We start from the raw sequence: 17,876 nt of genomic DNA on the forward strand, positions 1-17,876 counted from the left end.
TTAGCGGATCACCCCTTCCAGCACGGCACGGAACCGGGGCTGCAGATGCTCCATCAACAACGAGGCCACGGCCTTGTCAGTCAGGTCCAGCACCACGCCCTGATCCTCGGCGCGCACCCGGATACCGTCCTGCGTGCTGTCTGCAGCGTGCAATTCCACCTGTTCGCGCAGCATGTCGGCGGTCAGGCCCAGCACATATTTCGTCAGCTTGCCCGACTGGATATCGTCAGCGTTTTGTTTGATATCCTCTTGCGTGGCCACTTTAGCAGGCAGGATCACCTGCACCTTACCGTCCAGCTTGGCCCCCTCCGCCGCGCGCCCGACGACTTCGAGGATCATCTGTTTCAGCATCTCGGGGTCGGCCATTTCCTTGGTGACAAGGCGTTCGACATCTTCGCGGAACCGATCGGTCAGACCCGCCTTCATGGTCAACACCGCATCACGCATGGCGGTGTTCAGCGCCTCTTCCCCGGCGGCGCGGTAATTGTCGGATTCGGTACGGGCCTTTTTCTGATACTCATCCGCTTCGCGCTTGGCATCGGCGAGTATCTTGGCCGCCTCGGCCTTGGCATCGTTGCGCAGCTTTTCCGCATCCGCCTGCCCCGCCGCCACACCATCGCTGCGCAGCTTGTCGATCAGCGCATCGACCCCGTGCGAGATCATCCCGTCCTGTGCCATCAGCTGATCCCCGCGCTAATGACCAACGCAAAGACAAAGGCGAAGACGCCAAAGCCTTCGATGATCGCCGCCGGAGCCAGCGACAGGCCGAAGATTTCCGGTTTCTCCTTGGTGGCATTGATCGCCGCCGCACAGGCCCGGCCCTGCCAGATGCCGCAATACATCAGCGCAATCCCCGACAGGATACCGATGCCGAACAGCCCGCCCGCGTTTTCCGGTGTCACATCGCGGTTCAGCGTAAACATGATCACAATGCCATAAATCACCATGGTCGACGGAAAAGCCGAAACGCCGATGAACCGGCCATAGCCGCCCTCGGTCTCGGTCATCGCGCCGATACTGGCCTGCCCCGCAATGGCACAACCAATGGCGCTGGACGCCGCACCCAAAGCCATGGGCGCGTAGATTCCCAGCCAACCCAATGTCAATACAAGCTCATTCATTCCTGAACCTCCTTGCGGGCGAACGGGCGAAAGACGATGCCTTCATCCGGCAGACCCCATTTAAAGAATTCGATGTAATTCAGACGTAACCCGTGGACGACGCCACTCATCATCGCGAGGGCGAAATTGAGGAGATGCCCGGCGATCAGGATCAGCAGGCCGAACAGGATGCCCGGCCCTTTCAGCGCCTGCATCACCGAAACCGCCAGATCGTTGAACGTGATCGCCAGCGAGGCCGAGGCCAGACCAAGCGCGAACAGGCGCATATAGCTGAGCACATCGCCAAAGGCTCCCATCGCACCCGCCAGCCCCTGCAGCCCTTCGATCAGACGCCACAGCCAGTCGGTGGGTGTGGTGATCTGTCGCTCGCTGGTGAACAGCAGAATGGTCAGAAAACCGGCAACCATCAGGACGGTTCCGGGCAGGGTCGCGCCGTCGTTCATGTAGGCCAACCACAGAACAAACCCGCCGATCAGCACCCCGATCCAGCCCAGATTGGCAATCGCCCTGCGCCGTCCCCACGCCGCGCGCGCGGCCAGTGCGTTGGCCAGCACCAGATGGAACACCCCCACCACGATCGAGATCATCATCATCGCGTTGAAGTTGTTCAGATCCAATATCTTGAGCCGCGCCCAGATCGACCCCTCCGCAGGGGACGCACCAAAATAGCTGCCGACCATGACCCCATAAATCACCGTCGCACCCGCGATGATCACACCATAGAGCCGCCACGACCGCTGCGCCGGGGTCTTGTCCATCTTTTTCCAAAAGGCCAGCAGACCCAGCAGGATCACCGCGCCATAACCCGCATCCGCCACGATCATTGCAAAGAAGATCGCAAATGAGGCCGCAACAATGATGCTTGGATCCCAATCCTTGTAGCCCGGTATCTGGTAAAACAGCGCCAGATCGACAGCCGCGCTGCGGTTTTCGGGCTGCTCCAGTAACGTCGGAGGGGCATCATCCGGCCCCGGTTCCTCGATCAGAACAGCGGCGTCTTTGGCCTGCGCCATCTCCAGCACCGCATCCACACGATCTTCGGGCACCCAGCCCTGCAGGGCGAACATCGTGCCCTCGTCGCGGACCTTCTGCGTGGCGTGGGCCAGTTCCGCCGCGCTTTCCGCCGCCGACAGGTTGCGGCGCATCAGCGTCAGGTACCGGGTTTGGGCGATGCGTTCGGCCTCCAGCGCCTCGATCGCAATCTCGGCCTCTTCCAGCTGCGCCTCAAGCTCATGGATCGGCAGCGACCCGGTATGAGTGCGCGGCACCGGCAGAATATCATCACCCGGATCCTCGGGCGCGATCAGCACGGCATAGATATAGCGGTGATCCTGTTCCAGAATGGCCCAGGGCAGTTTGACCTCGGACAACGCCTCGCGGTGTTTCACCGGCAGTTGGTAGAACCACAGCCGATTGCCCGCCAGCACATCATTGGGTGGAAAATCCAGATCACCCCATGGTCGCACCTGCGCGATCCGGTGCGCCAGAAAATCCCGCCGATCTGTTGCCTCTCGGGTGCGCTGCATCAGGTCAAGCACGTCGCGCACGAACTGGTCCATGTCGAAGGCCGGATCGCGCTGTATCTGGCGGCGCGGGTCGGCCACGTCGGTCAAAAAGCGCAGCGCCTTATAGGCGTCATGCGCGCCTCGTTCGCTGATCTTTTCAGGCTCGGCGGGCGGAGGCGCCAGCGGCAGTACATGCATACAACCCAGCTCTTGCAGCGCCTCCAGCGTGTCGCCCTTTTGCGCGGCAGGTCCGACGAGGGACAGTTTCTTCAGCCGTGCAACGCTCATGTCAGCGCCTCCTGCGCATGTTTGCGCTTGGAGATTTTCGAACGCACAACCGATTGCATCTGTTCATCGCTCAGATAGATGCGGATCTTCTTGATATTGGCCTTAGCGCGCGGGATCAGAACCTTTTCGAACAGGTTCACCCGCTGCGTAATCGTGGCCACGGCCTTATCGAAGATGCGCACCCGTTCCTCGGCGACCTTCACACGCAGCCGTGCCTCGATCATGTCGTGCAACAGGCTGGCGGCGGCATCGACCCAATGGGGTTTCGCCAGCAACGAATAGGGCCGCACCGCAACCTCGATCCGGTCCAGATCGGGCATCTTGACGCCGACCACGTTGACCTCTTTCAACTGGTAGTCCTTCAACTCGACCAGCCCGTCCAGATCAACCCCCTGCTGCGCAAGCATCGGCAGCTTTTCCCCGACCTGCTGCGCCAGATCATGCACCTCTTGCTGAAGGCGTTGGACATCTTCGCGGGCTTTGGCACGTTCCGCCATCAATTGCTGGCGTTTGAGGTCCAGCGACGGCAGGAACCGCTCATAGCTTTTCAGCTGGGTCTGCTGGCGGGCCAGCGACGATTTATTCAGCTGCAACCGCGCCATCGGTATCCTTTGGGAAATACTTGTCGACCAAGGCCTGCTTCATCAGCAACTGCTCGGGTTGGAAACACTCGGCCAGCGTCTGCCACCCCAGATCCAGCGCGTCCTCAAGCGGGATCGAAACGTTGATATCCATGAACCGCGCCCGGAACAGCGCGCCGAATTTCAGCAACTGATGATCGTAATCCGACAGATCAAAGGCCATCGCCTGTTTCTGCGCTGCATCGCGGCTTTCGGAGTAAAACCGGATCATCGTGTTCATGATCTGCCCGTGATCTTCACGCGTGGTTTTTCCGATCACGTTCTGCTTGAGGCGCGAGAGACTGCCGAACGGGTCAATCACCCCCGAATGCAGGTAAAACTGCCCCTCGGTGATATAGCCCGTGTTGTCCGGCACCGGGTGGGTCACATCATTGCCCGGCATTGTCGTCACGGTCAGCACCGTGACCGAACCGCCCTTGGCGTAATCGCACGCCTTCTCATACCGCCGCGCCAGCTGGGAATAGAGATCACCCATATATCCCCGCTGCGAAGGCACGCGTTCCTGGCTGATGCCCACCTCTTTCATCGCATCGGCATAGGCGGTCATGTCGGTCAGCAGAACCAGCACCCGCTTGCCTTCCTCGACCGCGAATTTCTCGGCCACCGCCAGCGCCATATCCGGCACCAGTAGCCGTTCCACCAGCGGGTCCATCGCTTGATTGACGAACATCACCGTGCGCGAGAACACGCCCGCATCCTCGAACGACGTCCGGAACGTGTGATAGTCGTCAAAGATCAGCCCTAGCCCACCAAAGACAACGATATCAGCATCCGCCTGAATGCCGATCCGGCTGAGAAAGGCATTGAACGGCTCGCCCGAGACCGAAAAGATCGGGATTTTCTGGCTTTCCACCAACGTGTTGAACACGTCGATCATCGGGACATCGGTGCGGATCATCTTGTTGGGCACTGCACGTTCCGAGGGATTCACCGTCGGCCCGCCAATCTCGATCCGCGGCTCGGACGAAAGGTCCGGCCCACCGTCGATTGCCACCCCTGCCCCGTCAAAAACACGGCCCAGAATATTCGCCGAGTACGGCGTCTGCATCGGATGACCCAGAAAAGTGGCTGTCGCCTCGGTCGAGATACCCTTGGTGCCCGAGAACACCTGCAGCGTCACCACATCCCGGTCGATGAAAATCGCCTGCGCCAGCGTTTTGTGTCCGTCGATGGTTTCGATCACCGCCAGATCGTTGAACCGCACAGCGGCGTCAGCCGACCCGTCCAGCGGCACCCGAACCTTGATCGTGTCGCCGACAATTTCCAGAACGCGTGTGTACTTCAAAAGACTTTGGGACATGAAACATCCTCAGTCATAAAAATAAAATTTGTCGCCCGGGCGCGCACCGCTTCGGGGCTTGTACGTGGAAGCAGCTTACTAAGAATCAACAACTTGGCAAGGATAGATGCCGATCAACGAATGAGTTACCCGACAAGACGCGCGAATCCGTCCGTCAAAGGCCCTCATCATCAAAAAGCGCATGTTTTTAAGGCTGTAAGGTGACCAATCTCATTTACTAAAAATTTAGTTTGACACATATGCAAAAAATCGCTGATGCTGAGCGCTATCCGGTCCGCACCGGATCACATAATCTTTGGGAGGAGACAGATGCGGAGACATCTACTTTGCGCAGTGGCGGCGGCGGCCGTCATTGCGGGCCACGGCTCTGCTTGGGCCGACGAAGCCGCAGCAACACGTTGGATCGACGACGAATTCCAGCCATCGACCCTGTCGAAAGACGAACAGATGGGCGAGATGAAGTGGTTCATCGAAGCTGCACAACCCTATGCCGGGATGGAAATCAACGTTCTGTCCGAAGGCATCCCCACGCATTCGTATGAATCCGAGGTTCTGACCAAGGCATTCGAGGAAATCACCGGCATCAAGGTCAACCACCAGATCCTGGGCGAAGGCGAAGTGGTTCAAGCTGTTCAGACCCAGATGCAGACGGGCCGGAACCTGTATGACGGCTATGTCAACGACAGTGACCTGATCGGTACGCACTCGCGCCTTCAACTGGCCTATAACCTGACCGAACAGATGGCAGGTGACTGGGCGGCGACCACATCGCCGACGCTGGATCTGGATGACTTCATGGGCATTCAGTTCACCACTGGCCCGGACGGAAACCTGTATCAGTTGCCCGACCAGCAGTTCGCGAACCTCTATTGGTTCCGCAAGGACTGGTTCGATGATGAGGCCAACAAGGCCGCATTTAAAGAGAAGTATGGCTATGACCTTGGTGTTCCTGTCAACTGGTCAGCCTATGAGGACATCGCCGAGTTCTTCACCAATGACGTGAAAGAAATCGACGGTGTCGCAATCTATGGCCACATGGATTACGGCAAGCGCGCGCCGGACCTGGGCTGGCGTATGACCGACGCTTGGCTGTCGATGGCCGGTGCCGGTGACGTGGGCGAGCCGAACGGTGTTCCTGTCGACGAATGGGGCATCCGCATGGAAGCGGGCACCTGTAACCCCGTTGGCGCGTCTGTGTCGCGCGGTGGTGCTGCAAACGGTCCGGCTGCGGTCTATGCGATCCGCAAATGGGATGAGTGGCTGCGGAACTATGCGCCCCCGGGTTCGGCGTCTTATGACTTCTACCAGTCGCTGCCGGCGCTCAGCCAAGGCAACGTGGCCCAGCAGATCTTCTGGTACACCGCCTTTACTGCGGACATGGTCAAGCCGAAGTCCGAAGGCAACAACACCGTGGATGACGAAGGCACTCCGCTGTGGCGGATGGCGCCCAGCCCGCATGGCCCCTACTGGGAAGAAGGTCAGAAGGTTGGTTACCAAGACGTGGGCTCGTGGACGTTCCTCAAATCGACCCCCTCAGATCGTGCCCAGGCCGCGTGGCTTTATGCCCAGTTCGTGACGTCCAAGACTGTCGATGTGAAGAAGTCCCACGTGGGTCTGACCTTCATCCGCGACAGCTCGGTCAACCACGAGTCCTTCACCGAACGCGCACCCAAGCTGGGTGGTCTGGTCGAGTTCTACCGCTCGCCCGATCGTGTGGCATGGTCGCCGACCGGCATCAATGTTCCGGACTATCCGAAGCTGGCCCAGATCTGGTGGCAGCAGATAGGTGACGTGAACTCGGGCGCCTTCACCCCGCAAGAGGCGATGGATCGCCTGGCCGAGGAAATGGACATCACCATGGCCCGGATGCAGGCCGCGGATGAGGCAGCCAACGTCTATGGCGGCTGTGGCCCCCGCCTGAACGATCCCCAGGATCCTGCCTTCTGGCTGGAAAAAGCCGGTTCGCCCAAGGCCAAGTTGGACAACGAAAAGCCGCAGGGCCAGACCGTCAACTATGACGAGCTGGTTGCGCGCTGGCAGGCCAACTAAGCCAATGCAACCGGGGGTGCCGTGCGCGGCATCCCCACCCCACGACCAGTGCGCCGCACTGAAGGACCGGAACCCACGGACATGATCGAACTTCAAGACGCCACCAAGCGGGTTGGCAACGTTATTCATATCAAGCCTACCAACCTGAAGCTGCAGACAGGCCATTTCAATGTGCTGCTGGGCGCTACGGGATCGGGCAAGACCTCTCTGATCAAGATGATGGCCGGGCTGGATCCGATGGCCTCGGGCAAAGTGCTGATGGATGGGCAGGACGTGACCCGGCTGAACACGCAAAAGCGACAGATCAGCCTGGTGCACCAGTTCTTTGTGAACTACCCGCATATGACTGTTTTTGACAATATCGCCTCGCCCCTGCGCGTGGCGGGCATGGCGCAATCTGAGATCGAAGGCCGCGTGGAAGAGGCCGCCGACCTGCTGCAGTTGCGCCCCATGCTGCACCGCCGCCCGCATGAGCTGTCGGGTGGTCAGCAACAGCGTACAGCTCTCGCCCGCGCGATTGCCAAGGAAAGCCGCGCGGTGTTTCTGGACGAGCCGCTGGCAAACCTCGACTACAAACTGCGCGAAGAACTGCGCGAGCAACTGCCCGATTTGTTCGCGGGGCGCGGGGCCGTGGTGGTTTATGCGACCTCGGAACCAGAAGAGGCGCTGCTGCTGGGTGGCTACACCGCCCTGATGGAGGATGGCCGCGTGACGCAGTTCGGCCCCACAGCAGATATCTATCGCAATCCTGAAAACATCGCCGCCGCGCGTGTGTTCTCGGACCCGCCGATCAACGTGGCCCACATCACCGTGTCCGGCGCTCAAGCGCAACTGGCAGGTGGCGGAGGCTGGGCCGTCTCGGACATGGCCGATGGAGACTACATGGTCGCCGTGCGCCCGCACCGGGTGACGCCGTTCCGCACATCGGATGCGGATGTTGAACTGACGGGCCGGGTCATTGTGACCGAGCTGTCGGGATCAGATTCCAGCGCGCATTTCCGCCATGGATCGGATGATTGGGTTTCGCTGGCGGCGGGGGTGCATCCCTACCAAGTTGGCGAAGATCACAGTTTCTACATGAACCCGGCCCATTGCCGGTATTTCGGCCAAGACGGCAAAAGGGTGGCCTGACATGGCACAGATCAAACTTTCGAACCTGCGACACAGCTATATGCCCTCGCCGAAAGGCCCCGAAGATTATGCGCTGAAGGAAATCGACGTCACATGGCGCGATGGCGGAGCCTATGCGCTGCTGGGGCCGTCGGGCTGCGGCAAGTCCACCTTGCTGAACATCATCTCGGGCCTTCTGACCCCGTCCGAAGGACAAATCCTGTTCGATGATCGGGACGTGACCGCCTTGCCCCCCGATCAGCGCAACATTGCGCAGGTGTTCCAGTTCCCGGTGATCTACGACACGATGACTGTGGGCGAAAACCTGGCTTTTCCGCTGAAAAACCGGGGGGTTGACCCGGCAACGATCAAACGCCGCGTCGATGAGATCGCCGAGATGTTGGACGTCACGGATATGCTGAGCACCCGCGCCAGCGGCCTCAGCCCGGACAACAAGCAGAAAATATCAATGGGGCGCGGGCTGGTGCGCGACGACGTGAACGCGGTGATGTTTGATGAACCCCTGACCGTGATCGACCCCCATCTGAAATGGAAACTGCGGTCCAAGCTGAAAGAGCTGCACCAGCGGGTCAAAGCCACGATGATCTACGTGACCCACGACCAGACCGAGGCCCTGACCTTCGCCGACGAAGTCGTTGTCATGCAAGAAGGTGAAGTGGTGCAGATCGGTACGCCAGTCGAATTGTTCGAGCGGCCTCAGCACACATTTGTGGGCCACTTCATCGGCTCACCCGGCATGAATGTCCTGCCCTGCGAAGCCAAAGGCGACCGCGCAGTGTTCGAGGGTCATGAGGTGATGCTGGAAGGCCCCACCCACGGCGACGGAGGTCGCACCGATCTTGGCATCCGCCCGGAATATGTGGGCTTTGGAGATACTGGCATCCCGGCGCATGTGACCAAGGTCTCGGATATTGGTCGCCATTACGTGGTCAGCGCCATGGTCGGAAATACCGCCCTGAAAGCCGTGACCGAACACAGTGTGCCCGAGCCCGGATCACAGGTCTTCCTACAATTCAAACCTGAACAATCCCGCGTCTACCGTGACGGCTGGATCGCAACCGAGGAGCGCAGCTGATGAGAACGGAAAACCAAAAAGCGTGGTTCTTTGTCCTGCCGGTGCTGGCGCTGGTCGCGTTCAACGCGCTGGTGCCGATGATGACGGTGGTCAACTACTCGGTGCAGGAAACCTTTGGCAACAACCAGTTCTTCTGGGAAGGACTGGGCTGGTTCGAACAAATCCTGCGCTCAGATCGGTTCCAAGCGGCCCTCGGTCGGCAGTTCCTCTTTACCTTCCTGATCCTGCTGATCGAGGTGCCTCTGGGCATTATCGTGGCCCTTTCGATGCCCCGCAAAGGGTTCTGGGTGCCAGTCTGTCTGGTGCTGATGGCCCTGCCTATGCTGATCCCATGGAACGTGGTGGGCTCGATGTGGAACATCTTCACCCTGCCGAAAATCGGTCTGATGGGGTACTTCCTGAATGACGTTCTGGGCATCAACTATGACATGACGCAACAGCCCCTGTCGGCCTGGATCACGGTCATTGTCATGGATGTCTGGCACTGGACCTCGCTGGTCGTCCTGCTGTGCTATGCCGGCCTCGTGTCGATCCCAGATGCCTATTATCAAGCGGCCAAGATCGACGGAGCCAGCCCGTGGTCGGTGTTCCGCTACATCCAGCTGCCGAAGATGAAAACCGTCCTGACCATCGCCGTTCTGCTGCGGTTCATGGACAGTTTCAACATCTATACCGAGCCCTTCGTTCTGACCGGCGGTGGCCCCGGCAACTCAACCACCTTGCTGTCGATCGACCTTGTGAAGATCGCGCTGGGACAGTTCGACCTTGGCCCTGCGGCGGCAATGAGCCTGATCTATTTCGCCATCACGCTGCTTGTGTCGTGGGTCTTCTACACTCTGATGACAAAGGATGACGCAGAATGAAAAAGCGCTCCATCATCCCGATTCTCTATGTCGCGTTCCTGATGCTGCCGATCTATTGGCTGGTCGCGATGTCCTTCAAGACCACGAACGAGATCCTGTCGGGCTTTTCCCTTTTTCCCCAGACTTTTACGCTGGAGAATTACATTACCATCTTCACCGATCCGACGTGGTATTGGGGCTATATCAACTCGATCTTCTATGTGACGCTGAACACGGTGCTGTCGGTCTGTGTGGCCCTGCCTGCGGCCTATGCGTTCTCGCGTTATCGGTTTCTCGGCGACAAGCAGCTTTTCTTTTGGCTGCTGACCAACCGGATGGCCCCGGCGGCGGTGTTCGCTCTGCCGTTTTTCCAGCTTTATTCGTCGATCGGGCTGTTTGACACCCATCTGGCCGTGGCGCTGGCGCATACGCTGTTCAACGTCCCGCTGGCGGTGTGGATTCTGGAAGGCTTCATGCGCGGCATCCCAAAGGAACTGGACGAGACGGCCTATGTCGACGGCTATTCCTTCCCGCGCTTCTTCGTGACGATCTTCCTGCCCAACATCAAAGCGGGCGTGGGTGTCGCGGCGTTCTTCTGCTTCATGTTCTCGTGGGTGGAAATGCTGCTGGCTAAAACGCTCACAGCGGTCGAGGCGAAACCCATCGCCGCCGTGATGACCCGTACCGCCTCCAGCGCAGGGTACGAATTGGGCCTTCTGGCTGCGGCCGGTACGCTCACCATCATACCCGGTGCCATCGTCATCTGGTTTGTCCGCAACTACATCGCGCGTGGGTTCGCGATGGGCCGTGTGTGAGGTTCGATATGCGTAAACTACTTCTCACCCTCCCCTTCCTGCCGTCGATGGCGGCGGCCCAACAGGCGGGCTGGGGCAGTGTCGGCCAGCAAGAGGAAAAAGGGTTTTCCTGGACCGATCCCTTGTGGCCCGATTTCTGGATGGCCTGGACGCCCGCAACGCTGGCGCTGTTCGTCGGCATATTTTCGGCCATCGCCCTGATTGGCGTGCTCGAAGGGTTCAAGTTCCGCGACGGGATCGAACGGCGCGGCGTGCTGGGCCTGACGACCACCCTAGGCGACCGGCTGTTCATCACCCTGCTGGGATCGGCCTATATCTTCCTCGCCTGGCTTGGGATCGTTGGGCAACCCGTCTGGACACCGCTATTCCTGTCCATCGGCTGGGGTATTTTCGTCTTCTGGAAAGTTTGAGCTTTGCGAAACAGCGAAAGGATGCTTGTCTGTCAGGCATACTAAAAAATGCGACACGAAAGACCGATGCGAAAGAAAAAGACAACAAACCTTCTGACCGAGGTAGAGCTGGAGTTCATGAATGAGCTCTGGGCACTTGGTCAGGGCTCGGTCCGCGACGTGCTTGATCGTCTGCCACCAGAACGCAATCTGGCCTATACCTCTGGCGCAACCATCCTGCGGATTCTCGACGAGAAAGGCTTTGTCGAAAGCCGCAAGGACGGCAAGACGCTGATCTATACGCCGCTGCTGGAGAAGGACAAGTATCAGGCACGGTCGTTGCAGAACCTTTCGCGTACATTGTTCGATGACACGCCTGCCTCGCTGGTGGCGCGTCTGGTTGACGATGCGGGCCTGAGCGAAGCCGATCTGGAGGATATTCGGGCACTGGTAGAGAGGAGACTGCAAAATGACAGCGGTTAAACCGGTTCTCGACGTATATCTGGAGTTAAACATCGTGCTGGGTCTTGCTGCCCTGATTTGGATGGCCGCCCGGGTGGCTCTGACCAAAACTCCGATGCAATATGGATTTGTTGCGCAGTTGAGGGCGCTCAAAGCGTTGTGCCTGTGCGTTTTGATCAGCCCAGTGTTGGCTGTGGGTATAGGCGCGCTTGCGGCGCAAACGTCGTCTAACGGGACAGTCGCAATAGGCGACATCGCCGTAGCGGCCTACTTGCGCGGAGAAATCGCAATGCCTGCAACCCAGTTCGAAGCGCTTCTGAACACGCGTGAACGCTGGGTCGAAATATTGCTCTCGGGCACCCATCCCTTGGCGTCTGCTGCTCTGTCCCTTTTGGCGGTTATGGCGGTTGTCTATCTATTGCGGGCCGTCCGCGATGGGATAGCAATCCGCCAAACTATTCAAAACAGCTTTCTTTGGCGTCGCTCGGCCAAAGTAGACATTCGTCTGTCGGACCGGATTACCGTGCCCTTTGCGGTTCGCGGCCTGTTCCGCCGTCATGTCGTTTTGCCCAGCCACCTGCTGGACACCCCGCGCGAGCTGCGATTTGCCCTTGCGCATGAGCTGCAGCACGTGCGCGCCGGCGATGTGGAATGGGAATTGGGTTTTGAACTGCTTCGCCCCCTGCTGTTCTGGAATCCAGCCTATATTGCGCTGAAATATCAATTCGACCGCTTGCGCGAACTGGCTTGTGACCAGTCGGTGGTCTCCCGCAGGGGTATCGACGCGCGCGACTATACGAACTGCCTGCTGGACTACTGCGCCAAAACGATCAGCCGCGGCAGCCCGCGTGTTCTGAACGTCGCGCTTGTGACCGGTGGAAAAGCCAAGCGAGTCCTGCGCCAACGTGTATTGGCCTTGACCGAGGCCCCGTCGGTGCAATCGACGGCACCGGTCGTTTTCCTTGTCCTAACGCTGACATTCGCTGCCGTTCTGGGCTTGGGCGCTGCTTCTGTCCAGCAGACCGAAGACTGGAGCCACGACCGGCTTATGCTGTCCACGGTCGTCAATCTGGAGCGTCTTGAGGCCCGCAACGCTGGCAACTGATCCGGGGGCTACCACCCCCGGCGGCCAAACAGGGCCTGCAGGCGGTTCTGCCCTGCAAAAGGATCAACCCGCTGTGGCGCTTTCAGGCCGGACACAACGCGGCGCACAAGCACCCAACAGACCAAAGCGAATATGACCCCACCAAAGGCTTGGCCCAACAACACTCCCGGTGCTCCGGCAACATATGCGCCCGCGACTGCAAACGGCCACGTCCCCAGTGTATGCCGTCCCCAATTCACCCAAGTGGAATAAATGGGGTGCCCCAGATTGTTAAAGCTGGCATTGGAGACAAAGATCACGCCGTTGAAAAACGACGCCAGCGCCAACGGCCCACAAAACAAGTAGATCAAAGACCGCGTCTCTTCTTGCGCTTGAAACAGATCGGCGATGGGCGCGCGCAGCACGAACAAAACTGCGGCCATCAACAGGACGTAGACGCCGGTAAATTTCACCCCTGCCAGAAAAGTTTCCTTGACGCGATCGTACTGCCCGGCCCCAAAATTCTGACCGACGATTGGACCAATGGCCCCCGACAACGCAAACACGACTGAAAACGCAACCGGCATCAGCCGCGCGATGATTGCCATGCCCGCCACGGCATCTGTTCCGAATTGAGCGACTTCGCGTATGACAATGGCGTTGCCCACCGGTGTTGCGATATTGGTCAGCACCGCAGGAACGGCGATACCACGCACCGCCTGGAAATCCTGGGCGACTTGCCGCATCGAAGGCCGCGCAAAAGCGCGGTGTACCCTGATCGCCGGCCCAAGCGCAAAAACCAACATACAGAGACGGGCGATCACCGACGCAATAGCCGCACCGTCCAGTCCCAACCCGACAGCAAAGATCAGAATCGGATCCAGCACGGCATTTGCTACTCCGCCATAAATCGTCGCCATCATGGAACGACGCGCATCTCCATGGGCACGCAGAACAGCCATACCCGCCATTGCCAAAGCCATGACCCACATCGTTGGCAGAATTATCGAAACATAGCGTGCAGCCAGCCGTAGGACCTCGCCCTCTGCCCCCAGCAGTGAGAGGAAAAAGCTGAGATTGAACAGGACAATTCCGGATACCAGAATCCCGAACACGACCCCCAGCATGGCGACGCTGGTGGCGTAATGGCGGGCACGATCGCCCCGCCCGCCACCAAGTTCGCGAGCGACAAGCGCCCCGGCCGCGATGGACAGGCCCACGTTTACGGAATTGGTGAAGAACAACAGCGTTCCCGCATATCCCACCGCCGCAGCCAAAGCATCATTCCCGAGCATCGCGATGAAAACCATATCCACAAAATCGACCGCGAAAATGGCCATCAAGCCAATACTTGTGGTCAAGGACATGCGTGTCACATGCCGCATGAGGCTGCCTGTCAAAAAGACCGCCCGACCGGACGCTTGATTTGCCATTGGATTTCCCGCCCCCATTTGTTGTCATACAGAGACAACGCACAACCGATCTGAGCAACCCGAAAATGGCCGTTGCACCGCTGAAAACAGTGCCCGTTAACTCCGTGCGATCAAATGGTCGGCCAGACGCAGCGATAATTGCACAATGGTGAAAGTGGGGTTCGCCTGTCCACATGTCGGAAATACACCAGAACCCGCGACGTAGAGATTAGTGGCTCCATGCACTTTGCAATCAGAGTCCACTACTCCGGTTTCAGCCGTCGCAGACATCCGCGCCCCGCCCATGTGATGGTTTGAATAGCCCAGCCCGATCTCTTCAACTGGCGCTAAGTCCCAAAGCTCAGGCACCATCCGCATCCGCCCCAGTCCATTGCGGATCAGGAACTTAGCCGCCTCACCTGCCGAACCGCGCATAGTTTCGATGTCTTTGTCAGTGAATTGCAGATCAAGCCCAACAACATTCAGCCCAAAGCGATCACGTTGTTCGGTCAAAACGATACGGCTGTCCATATTGGGCTGTTGTTCGCCCGTCACGAAACAATCACCCGTAAAGAAATAGTCCTGATCGTAGGTCAGCCCCTTGATGAATTCAGAATCCCCTACCAGCGCTTTGGCAATCGGACGCTGTTTCAGACGCTCCAGCCTGACGCTGGAATTCAACCAGCCATTTGCCATCATTGTCTCTTGGCTGGGACTTAACATCAGTTCCGGAACCGAGCGACGCAGAAGGCGTTCGAACTCCCATGACGCTGAATGAGAGTATAGGCGCTTGGTGATAAAGTAGGCACCAAACACGACAATCGGGTGCTCCATGAAACAGCGACCGACCATGTCATTCTGATTGCCAAACCGGTTGTTTTCCTGCGCATTCAAATGCAGCAACATACGGCTGTTTTCAACGCCACCCATCGCCAGCACGAAGGTGTCTGCCTGAACTTTTCCTTCACCTTCAGCATAGTTTCGAACATGTGCTTGAGTGACGTTGCCGCTGTCGCCATCAACTGTGAAGCCCACGACGTTGGCATTCAGGACCAGATCAATGTTCTCCGAAGTCTCCAGATCCGACAAGTATTTGGTTCCAAAGCGGGCTGCTTCGTCATCACGCACGTCATAAAACTCGCGATCCGAACTGAACCTTTGCTCGACGATGTCGATTTGTCCGGTTTCGTCTGCTGGTTTGCGAAGTCGAGGGCCGAATTTACCCGTGCCCAACATACGTTCTGCGCCCGCCTGATAAGGCTGCAGGTCATCAAAGCCGATAGGCCAACCACTCAGTGGCACATCTTCACGAGGCAAAAAGTCAAAGGGATCAAGCATAGGGCAACGGCCATACCATGCAGACGTCGACCCACCCAAGGCCCGCATGCGCGTGGCAGAAAGAGATCCGTACTCAACGCCCAGATCCTGACCTTCGTAAAGGTCTTGCGACTCTGACTCGATGTCCCTGTCACCGGCCTCTAGTACAAGCACCCGTTTGCCCGCCTCGGCCATTTTTAATGCCAGCGACAAACCCGCCGGCCCCGAACCTATGACACAGCAATCATACGTCCCGTCGAGGTTTGGAATTTCGGAACGCGCATCAAGGATCACGACGCTTCTCCTGCGCCGGGGTCACTTTCATCCAGCAGCCATCCGTCGACCAGAGTCAGTCGCGGCTCTGGCACCTGTGGAAGGGGATTGTCTTTAAGTTTCATCAAGCCGATCCGCGCGACTGGCACCACCGCAACCGCAGAAAGAAGCATCGCAAGGACCCGCCGACGGCTGGAAAATAGATTCATTTCAGTCACCGCAAACTAGAAAACTCATTCACACTACGAAGACCTGACACGGGTAAAGCAAACACCCGAGGGCCACATGTCATCAATGCTAGGCGGAACACACCAGAATTTCAAATATTTCAATACTACACCGGATTGGGCGATGTTCCGGAGGGCGCGCATATCTGGGAAATCTGTTCTTACGTAGGCAAAAAGCCGGTGGGCGTGCCTGCCGTTAAGCCTGATTTCGGCGCACATCCGAAACCGACTTTTGCAGCGCCACGATCAGTGCATCGCGTTCTCGCGACAGGGCCGCAGGCGGCATTCCCTGTGTTTGCGCTTTGATCCCTGCGGTCAGCTGGTGCCTTACATCATCTGTCAAATAGACCTGACCCAGATCATCCCACCACCCGTTGAAGGTCTGGGAAAAATGATCGCAAAACGCGTCCAACCCACCATCGCCTGCGCCAAGGTTGAACAGCATTGTCGGCCCCATCGCCGCCCATCGCAGGCCCGGCCCGGCCCAAACAGCTTTGTCCACATCCTCGACCGACGCGACGCCCGATATCACAAGATGGATAGCCTCGCGCCACAAAGCCGCCTGCAGGCGATTGGCGACGTGACCCGGGACTTCCTTGTTCAGGCGAATGGTGGTCTTACCCAAACTCTCGTAAAACCGCTGGGCGGTTTCGACCACTCCCGATGTCGTCCTGTCATTTCCCAGTACCTCGACCAAGGGGATCAAGTGCGGAGGATTGAACGGATGCCCCAAAACAAACCGAGAGGGATCTCTCCAGCCAGATTGCATCTGGCTTAACGTCAAACCGGACGCAGAGCTGGCAACGATTGCATGCGCTGAAAGCGAAGGTTCAATACTGGCAAAGGTCGCGTGTTTGACCTCTAGCCTTTCGGGGACGTTTTCCTGAATAAAATCTGCGCCTTCAACGGCTGCTGCCGGGTCTGTGCAAAAGGTGATCGCGTCAGGCCCGCCGGTTTCGGTCAAGCCAAGCGCGGCCAGCGTCGGCCACGCCTCTTCGATATAGGCGCGTACCTTGCTTTCGACATCCGGGGCGGGATCATACATCGCGACCGAGCGGCCAGAGGCCAGAAAAAGCGCCGCCCAACTGGCACCGATGACGCCACCGCCAAGACAAGCCGTCTGTTTAACATCCATCAAAACAGCCCCGGATTGAGTGGGGAGGCAGCGGTCATGCCGCCGTCCACTGTGAACAATTGCCCTGTTGCGAACCCGGCCTCGTCCGAGGCCAGCCAAAGGGCCATGGATGCGATATCTTCGGGTTTGCCAAAACGGCGCATCGCGTGCCGGGCCAGCGCATCTATTCGCGCGGCATCCGGGTCGCTAGCCAAGTCGAAACCGGCGTCGAGCATTCCTGTCTCGATCCATCCCGGGCAAATCGCGTTACAGCGAATGCGCGGGCCGTGATCCACAGCAATGGACCGTGTCAACCCATGCACAAATGCCTTGGACGCATTGTACAGCGCCATAGACGGATCAGCGACATGGCCAGAAATAGAACCAATATTGATAATCGAACCGCCCTCGGGCATGCGAGGGATGTAAGCGCGGCAGAGATTGAACACGCCCCGGCAATTTGTCCCTATGACCGCCTCCCAATCCGCGTCCGTACTGTCCGCTACGGTCTTTTCCACCTGCACACCGGCGTTATTGACCAGAATATCCGTACCGTCGGTTGTGAAGGCCAGTTCCGCAACCGCAGCAGCATCGGTTACGTCCAGCGTGTACCAAATCACGTTCTTGCCAAGATCTGTCGGACGGGAACCGCGACCACACGTGGTGACAGCTGCGCCTTCGCGTACAAACGCCTCGACGATTCCTCGCCCGATACCCTGCCTACCGCCTGTCACCAGCGCTCTTTTACCAGCCAAACGCATCACTATTCTCCTGAACTGTTTTGCGAGGCGGCGTCTATCCCTGCCGCAACCCCGCTTGTCGACGGCATGC

At 58.6% G+C, this 17,876-nt stretch carries 18 protein-coding genes; 8 read left to right on the forward strand and 10 right to left on the reverse strand.

The features are described 5' to 3' along the window. The 5 genes from AC2FNR_RS07020 to AC2FNR_RS07040 are packed head-to-tail and all read right to left on the reverse strand — an operon-like array spanning nt 1 to nt 4,855. On the reverse strand, nt 1-678 hold the full coding sequence (locus AC2FNR_RS07020; RefSeq protein ID WP_496848510.1) for a hypothetical protein: 678 nt from the start codon (nt 676-678) through the stop codon (nt 1-3). After that, nucleotides 678-1,121, reverse strand: coding sequence for an ATP synthase subunit C (locus AC2FNR_RS07025; RefSeq protein ID WP_170352721.1), 444 nt, complete (start codon nt 1,119-1,121; stop codon nt 678-680). Before AC2FNR_RS07025 ends, AC2FNR_RS07020 begins: the two co-directional genes overlap by 1 nt. Then, complete coding sequence (locus tag AC2FNR_RS07030) at nt 1,118-2,914, reverse strand: V-type ATP synthase subunit I (protein ID WP_496848511.1); 1,797 nt, start codon at nt 2,912-2,914, stop codon at nt 1,118-1,120. The genes AC2FNR_RS07025 and AC2FNR_RS07030 overlap by 4 nt, the downstream gene beginning before the upstream one ends. Next, nucleotides 2,911-3,516, reverse strand: a complete 606-nt coding sequence (locus AC2FNR_RS07035) for a V-type ATP synthase subunit D (RefSeq protein WP_496848512.1) — start codon at nt 3,514-3,516, stop codon at nt 2,911-2,913. The genes AC2FNR_RS07030 and AC2FNR_RS07035 overlap by 4 nt, the downstream gene beginning before the upstream one ends. Next, entirely contained in the window at nt 3,494-4,855 is a 1,362-nt protein-coding gene (locus AC2FNR_RS07040; protein WP_170527375.1) for a V-type ATP synthase subunit B, read from the reverse strand. The genes AC2FNR_RS07035 and AC2FNR_RS07040 overlap by 23 nt, the downstream gene beginning before the upstream one ends. 309 nt (nt 4,856-5,164) lie before the next feature. On the opposite strand from AC2FNR_RS07040, the gene AC2FNR_RS07045 reads away from it, so the two are divergent. From AC2FNR_RS07045 to AC2FNR_RS07080, 8 genes are all read left to right on the forward strand, one after another. Then, on the forward strand, nt 5,165-6,904 hold the full coding sequence (locus AC2FNR_RS07045; protein WP_496848513.1) for an ABC transporter substrate-binding protein: 1,740 nt from the start codon (nt 5,165-5,167) through the stop codon (nt 6,902-6,904). 81 nt (nt 6,905-6,985) lie between these two features. Then, nucleotides 6,986-8,035 carry an ABC transporter ATP-binding protein gene (locus AC2FNR_RS07050; RefSeq protein WP_480867210.1) on the forward strand — a complete coding sequence of 350 codons (1,050 nt, stop codon included), beginning with the start codon at nt 6,986-6,988 and terminating at the stop codon, nt 8,033-8,035. Nucleotide 8,036: 1 nt separating this feature from the next. Beyond that, on the forward strand, nt 8,037-9,110 hold the full coding sequence (locus tag AC2FNR_RS07055) for an ABC transporter ATP-binding protein (RefSeq protein ID WP_496848514.1): 1,074 nt from the start codon (nt 8,037-8,039) through the stop codon (nt 9,108-9,110). Then, on the forward strand, nt 9,110-9,973 hold the full coding sequence (locus AC2FNR_RS07060; protein WP_170724206.1) for a carbohydrate ABC transporter permease: 864 nt from the start codon (nt 9,110-9,112) through the stop codon (nt 9,971-9,973). The genes AC2FNR_RS07055 and AC2FNR_RS07060 overlap by 1 nt, the downstream gene beginning before the upstream one ends. Beyond that, complete coding sequence (locus tag AC2FNR_RS07065) at nt 9,970-10,767, forward strand: carbohydrate ABC transporter permease (protein ID WP_496848515.1); 798 nt, start codon at nt 9,970-9,972, stop codon at nt 10,765-10,767. Before AC2FNR_RS07060 ends, AC2FNR_RS07065 begins: the two co-directional genes overlap by 4 nt. Before the next feature lie 8 nt (nt 10,768-10,775). Beyond that, on the forward strand, nt 10,776-11,177 hold the full coding sequence (locus tag AC2FNR_RS07070; RefSeq protein WP_170352712.1) for a DUF2160 domain-containing protein: 402 nt from the start codon (nt 10,776-10,778) through the stop codon (nt 11,175-11,177). Nucleotides 11,178-11,243: 66 nt separating this feature from the next. Further along, nucleotides 11,244-11,639 (forward strand): BlaI/MecI/CopY family transcriptional regulator, encoded by a 396-nt coding sequence (locus AC2FNR_RS07075; RefSeq protein WP_170352711.1) that lies wholly within the window; start codon nt 11,244-11,246, stop codon nt 11,637-11,639. After that, the gene (locus AC2FNR_RS07080) at nt 11,626-12,723 is read left to right on the forward strand and encodes a M56 family metallopeptidase (protein WP_496848516.1); all 1,098 of its coding nucleotides are present in this window, start codon (nt 11,626-11,628) and stop codon (nt 12,721-12,723) included. The genes AC2FNR_RS07075 and AC2FNR_RS07080 overlap by 14 nt, the downstream gene beginning before the upstream one ends. An 8-nt stretch (nt 12,724-12,731) precedes the next feature. Here the strand turns inward: AC2FNR_RS07080 and AC2FNR_RS07085 are convergent, their stop codons facing one another. From AC2FNR_RS07085 to AC2FNR_RS07105, 5 genes are all read right to left on the reverse strand, one after another. Then, on the reverse strand, nt 12,732-14,069 hold the full coding sequence (locus tag AC2FNR_RS07085; RefSeq protein ID WP_496848517.1) for an MATE family efflux transporter: 1,338 nt from the start codon (nt 14,067-14,069) through the stop codon (nt 12,732-12,734). 162 nt (nt 14,070-14,231) lie between these two features. Continuing rightward, nucleotides 14,232-15,725, reverse strand: a complete 1,494-nt coding sequence (locus AC2FNR_RS07090; RefSeq protein WP_170750508.1) for a GMC oxidoreductase — start codon at nt 15,723-15,725, stop codon at nt 14,232-14,234. Next, nucleotides 15,722-15,913: a hypothetical protein gene (locus AC2FNR_RS07095; protein ID WP_170352707.1), complete on the reverse strand. Its 192-nt coding sequence runs from the start codon at nt 15,911-15,913 to the stop codon at nt 15,722-15,724. Before AC2FNR_RS07095 ends, AC2FNR_RS07090 begins: the two co-directional genes overlap by 4 nt. Before the next feature lie 214 nt (nt 15,914-16,127). Further along, nucleotides 16,128-17,066, reverse strand: a complete 939-nt coding sequence (locus AC2FNR_RS07100) for a 3-hydroxyacyl-CoA dehydrogenase NAD-binding domain-containing protein (protein ID WP_496848518.1) — start codon at nt 17,064-17,066, stop codon at nt 16,128-16,130. Next, on the reverse strand, nt 17,066-17,806 hold the full coding sequence (locus AC2FNR_RS07105) for an SDR family NAD(P)-dependent oxidoreductase (protein ID WP_496848519.1): 741 nt from the start codon (nt 17,804-17,806) through the stop codon (nt 17,066-17,068). Before AC2FNR_RS07105 ends, AC2FNR_RS07100 begins: the two co-directional genes overlap by 1 nt. Between the last annotated feature and the right edge of the window lie 70 nt (nt 17,807-17,876).

It is taken from the genome of Ruegeria sp. SATB045, assembly GCF_059613525.1.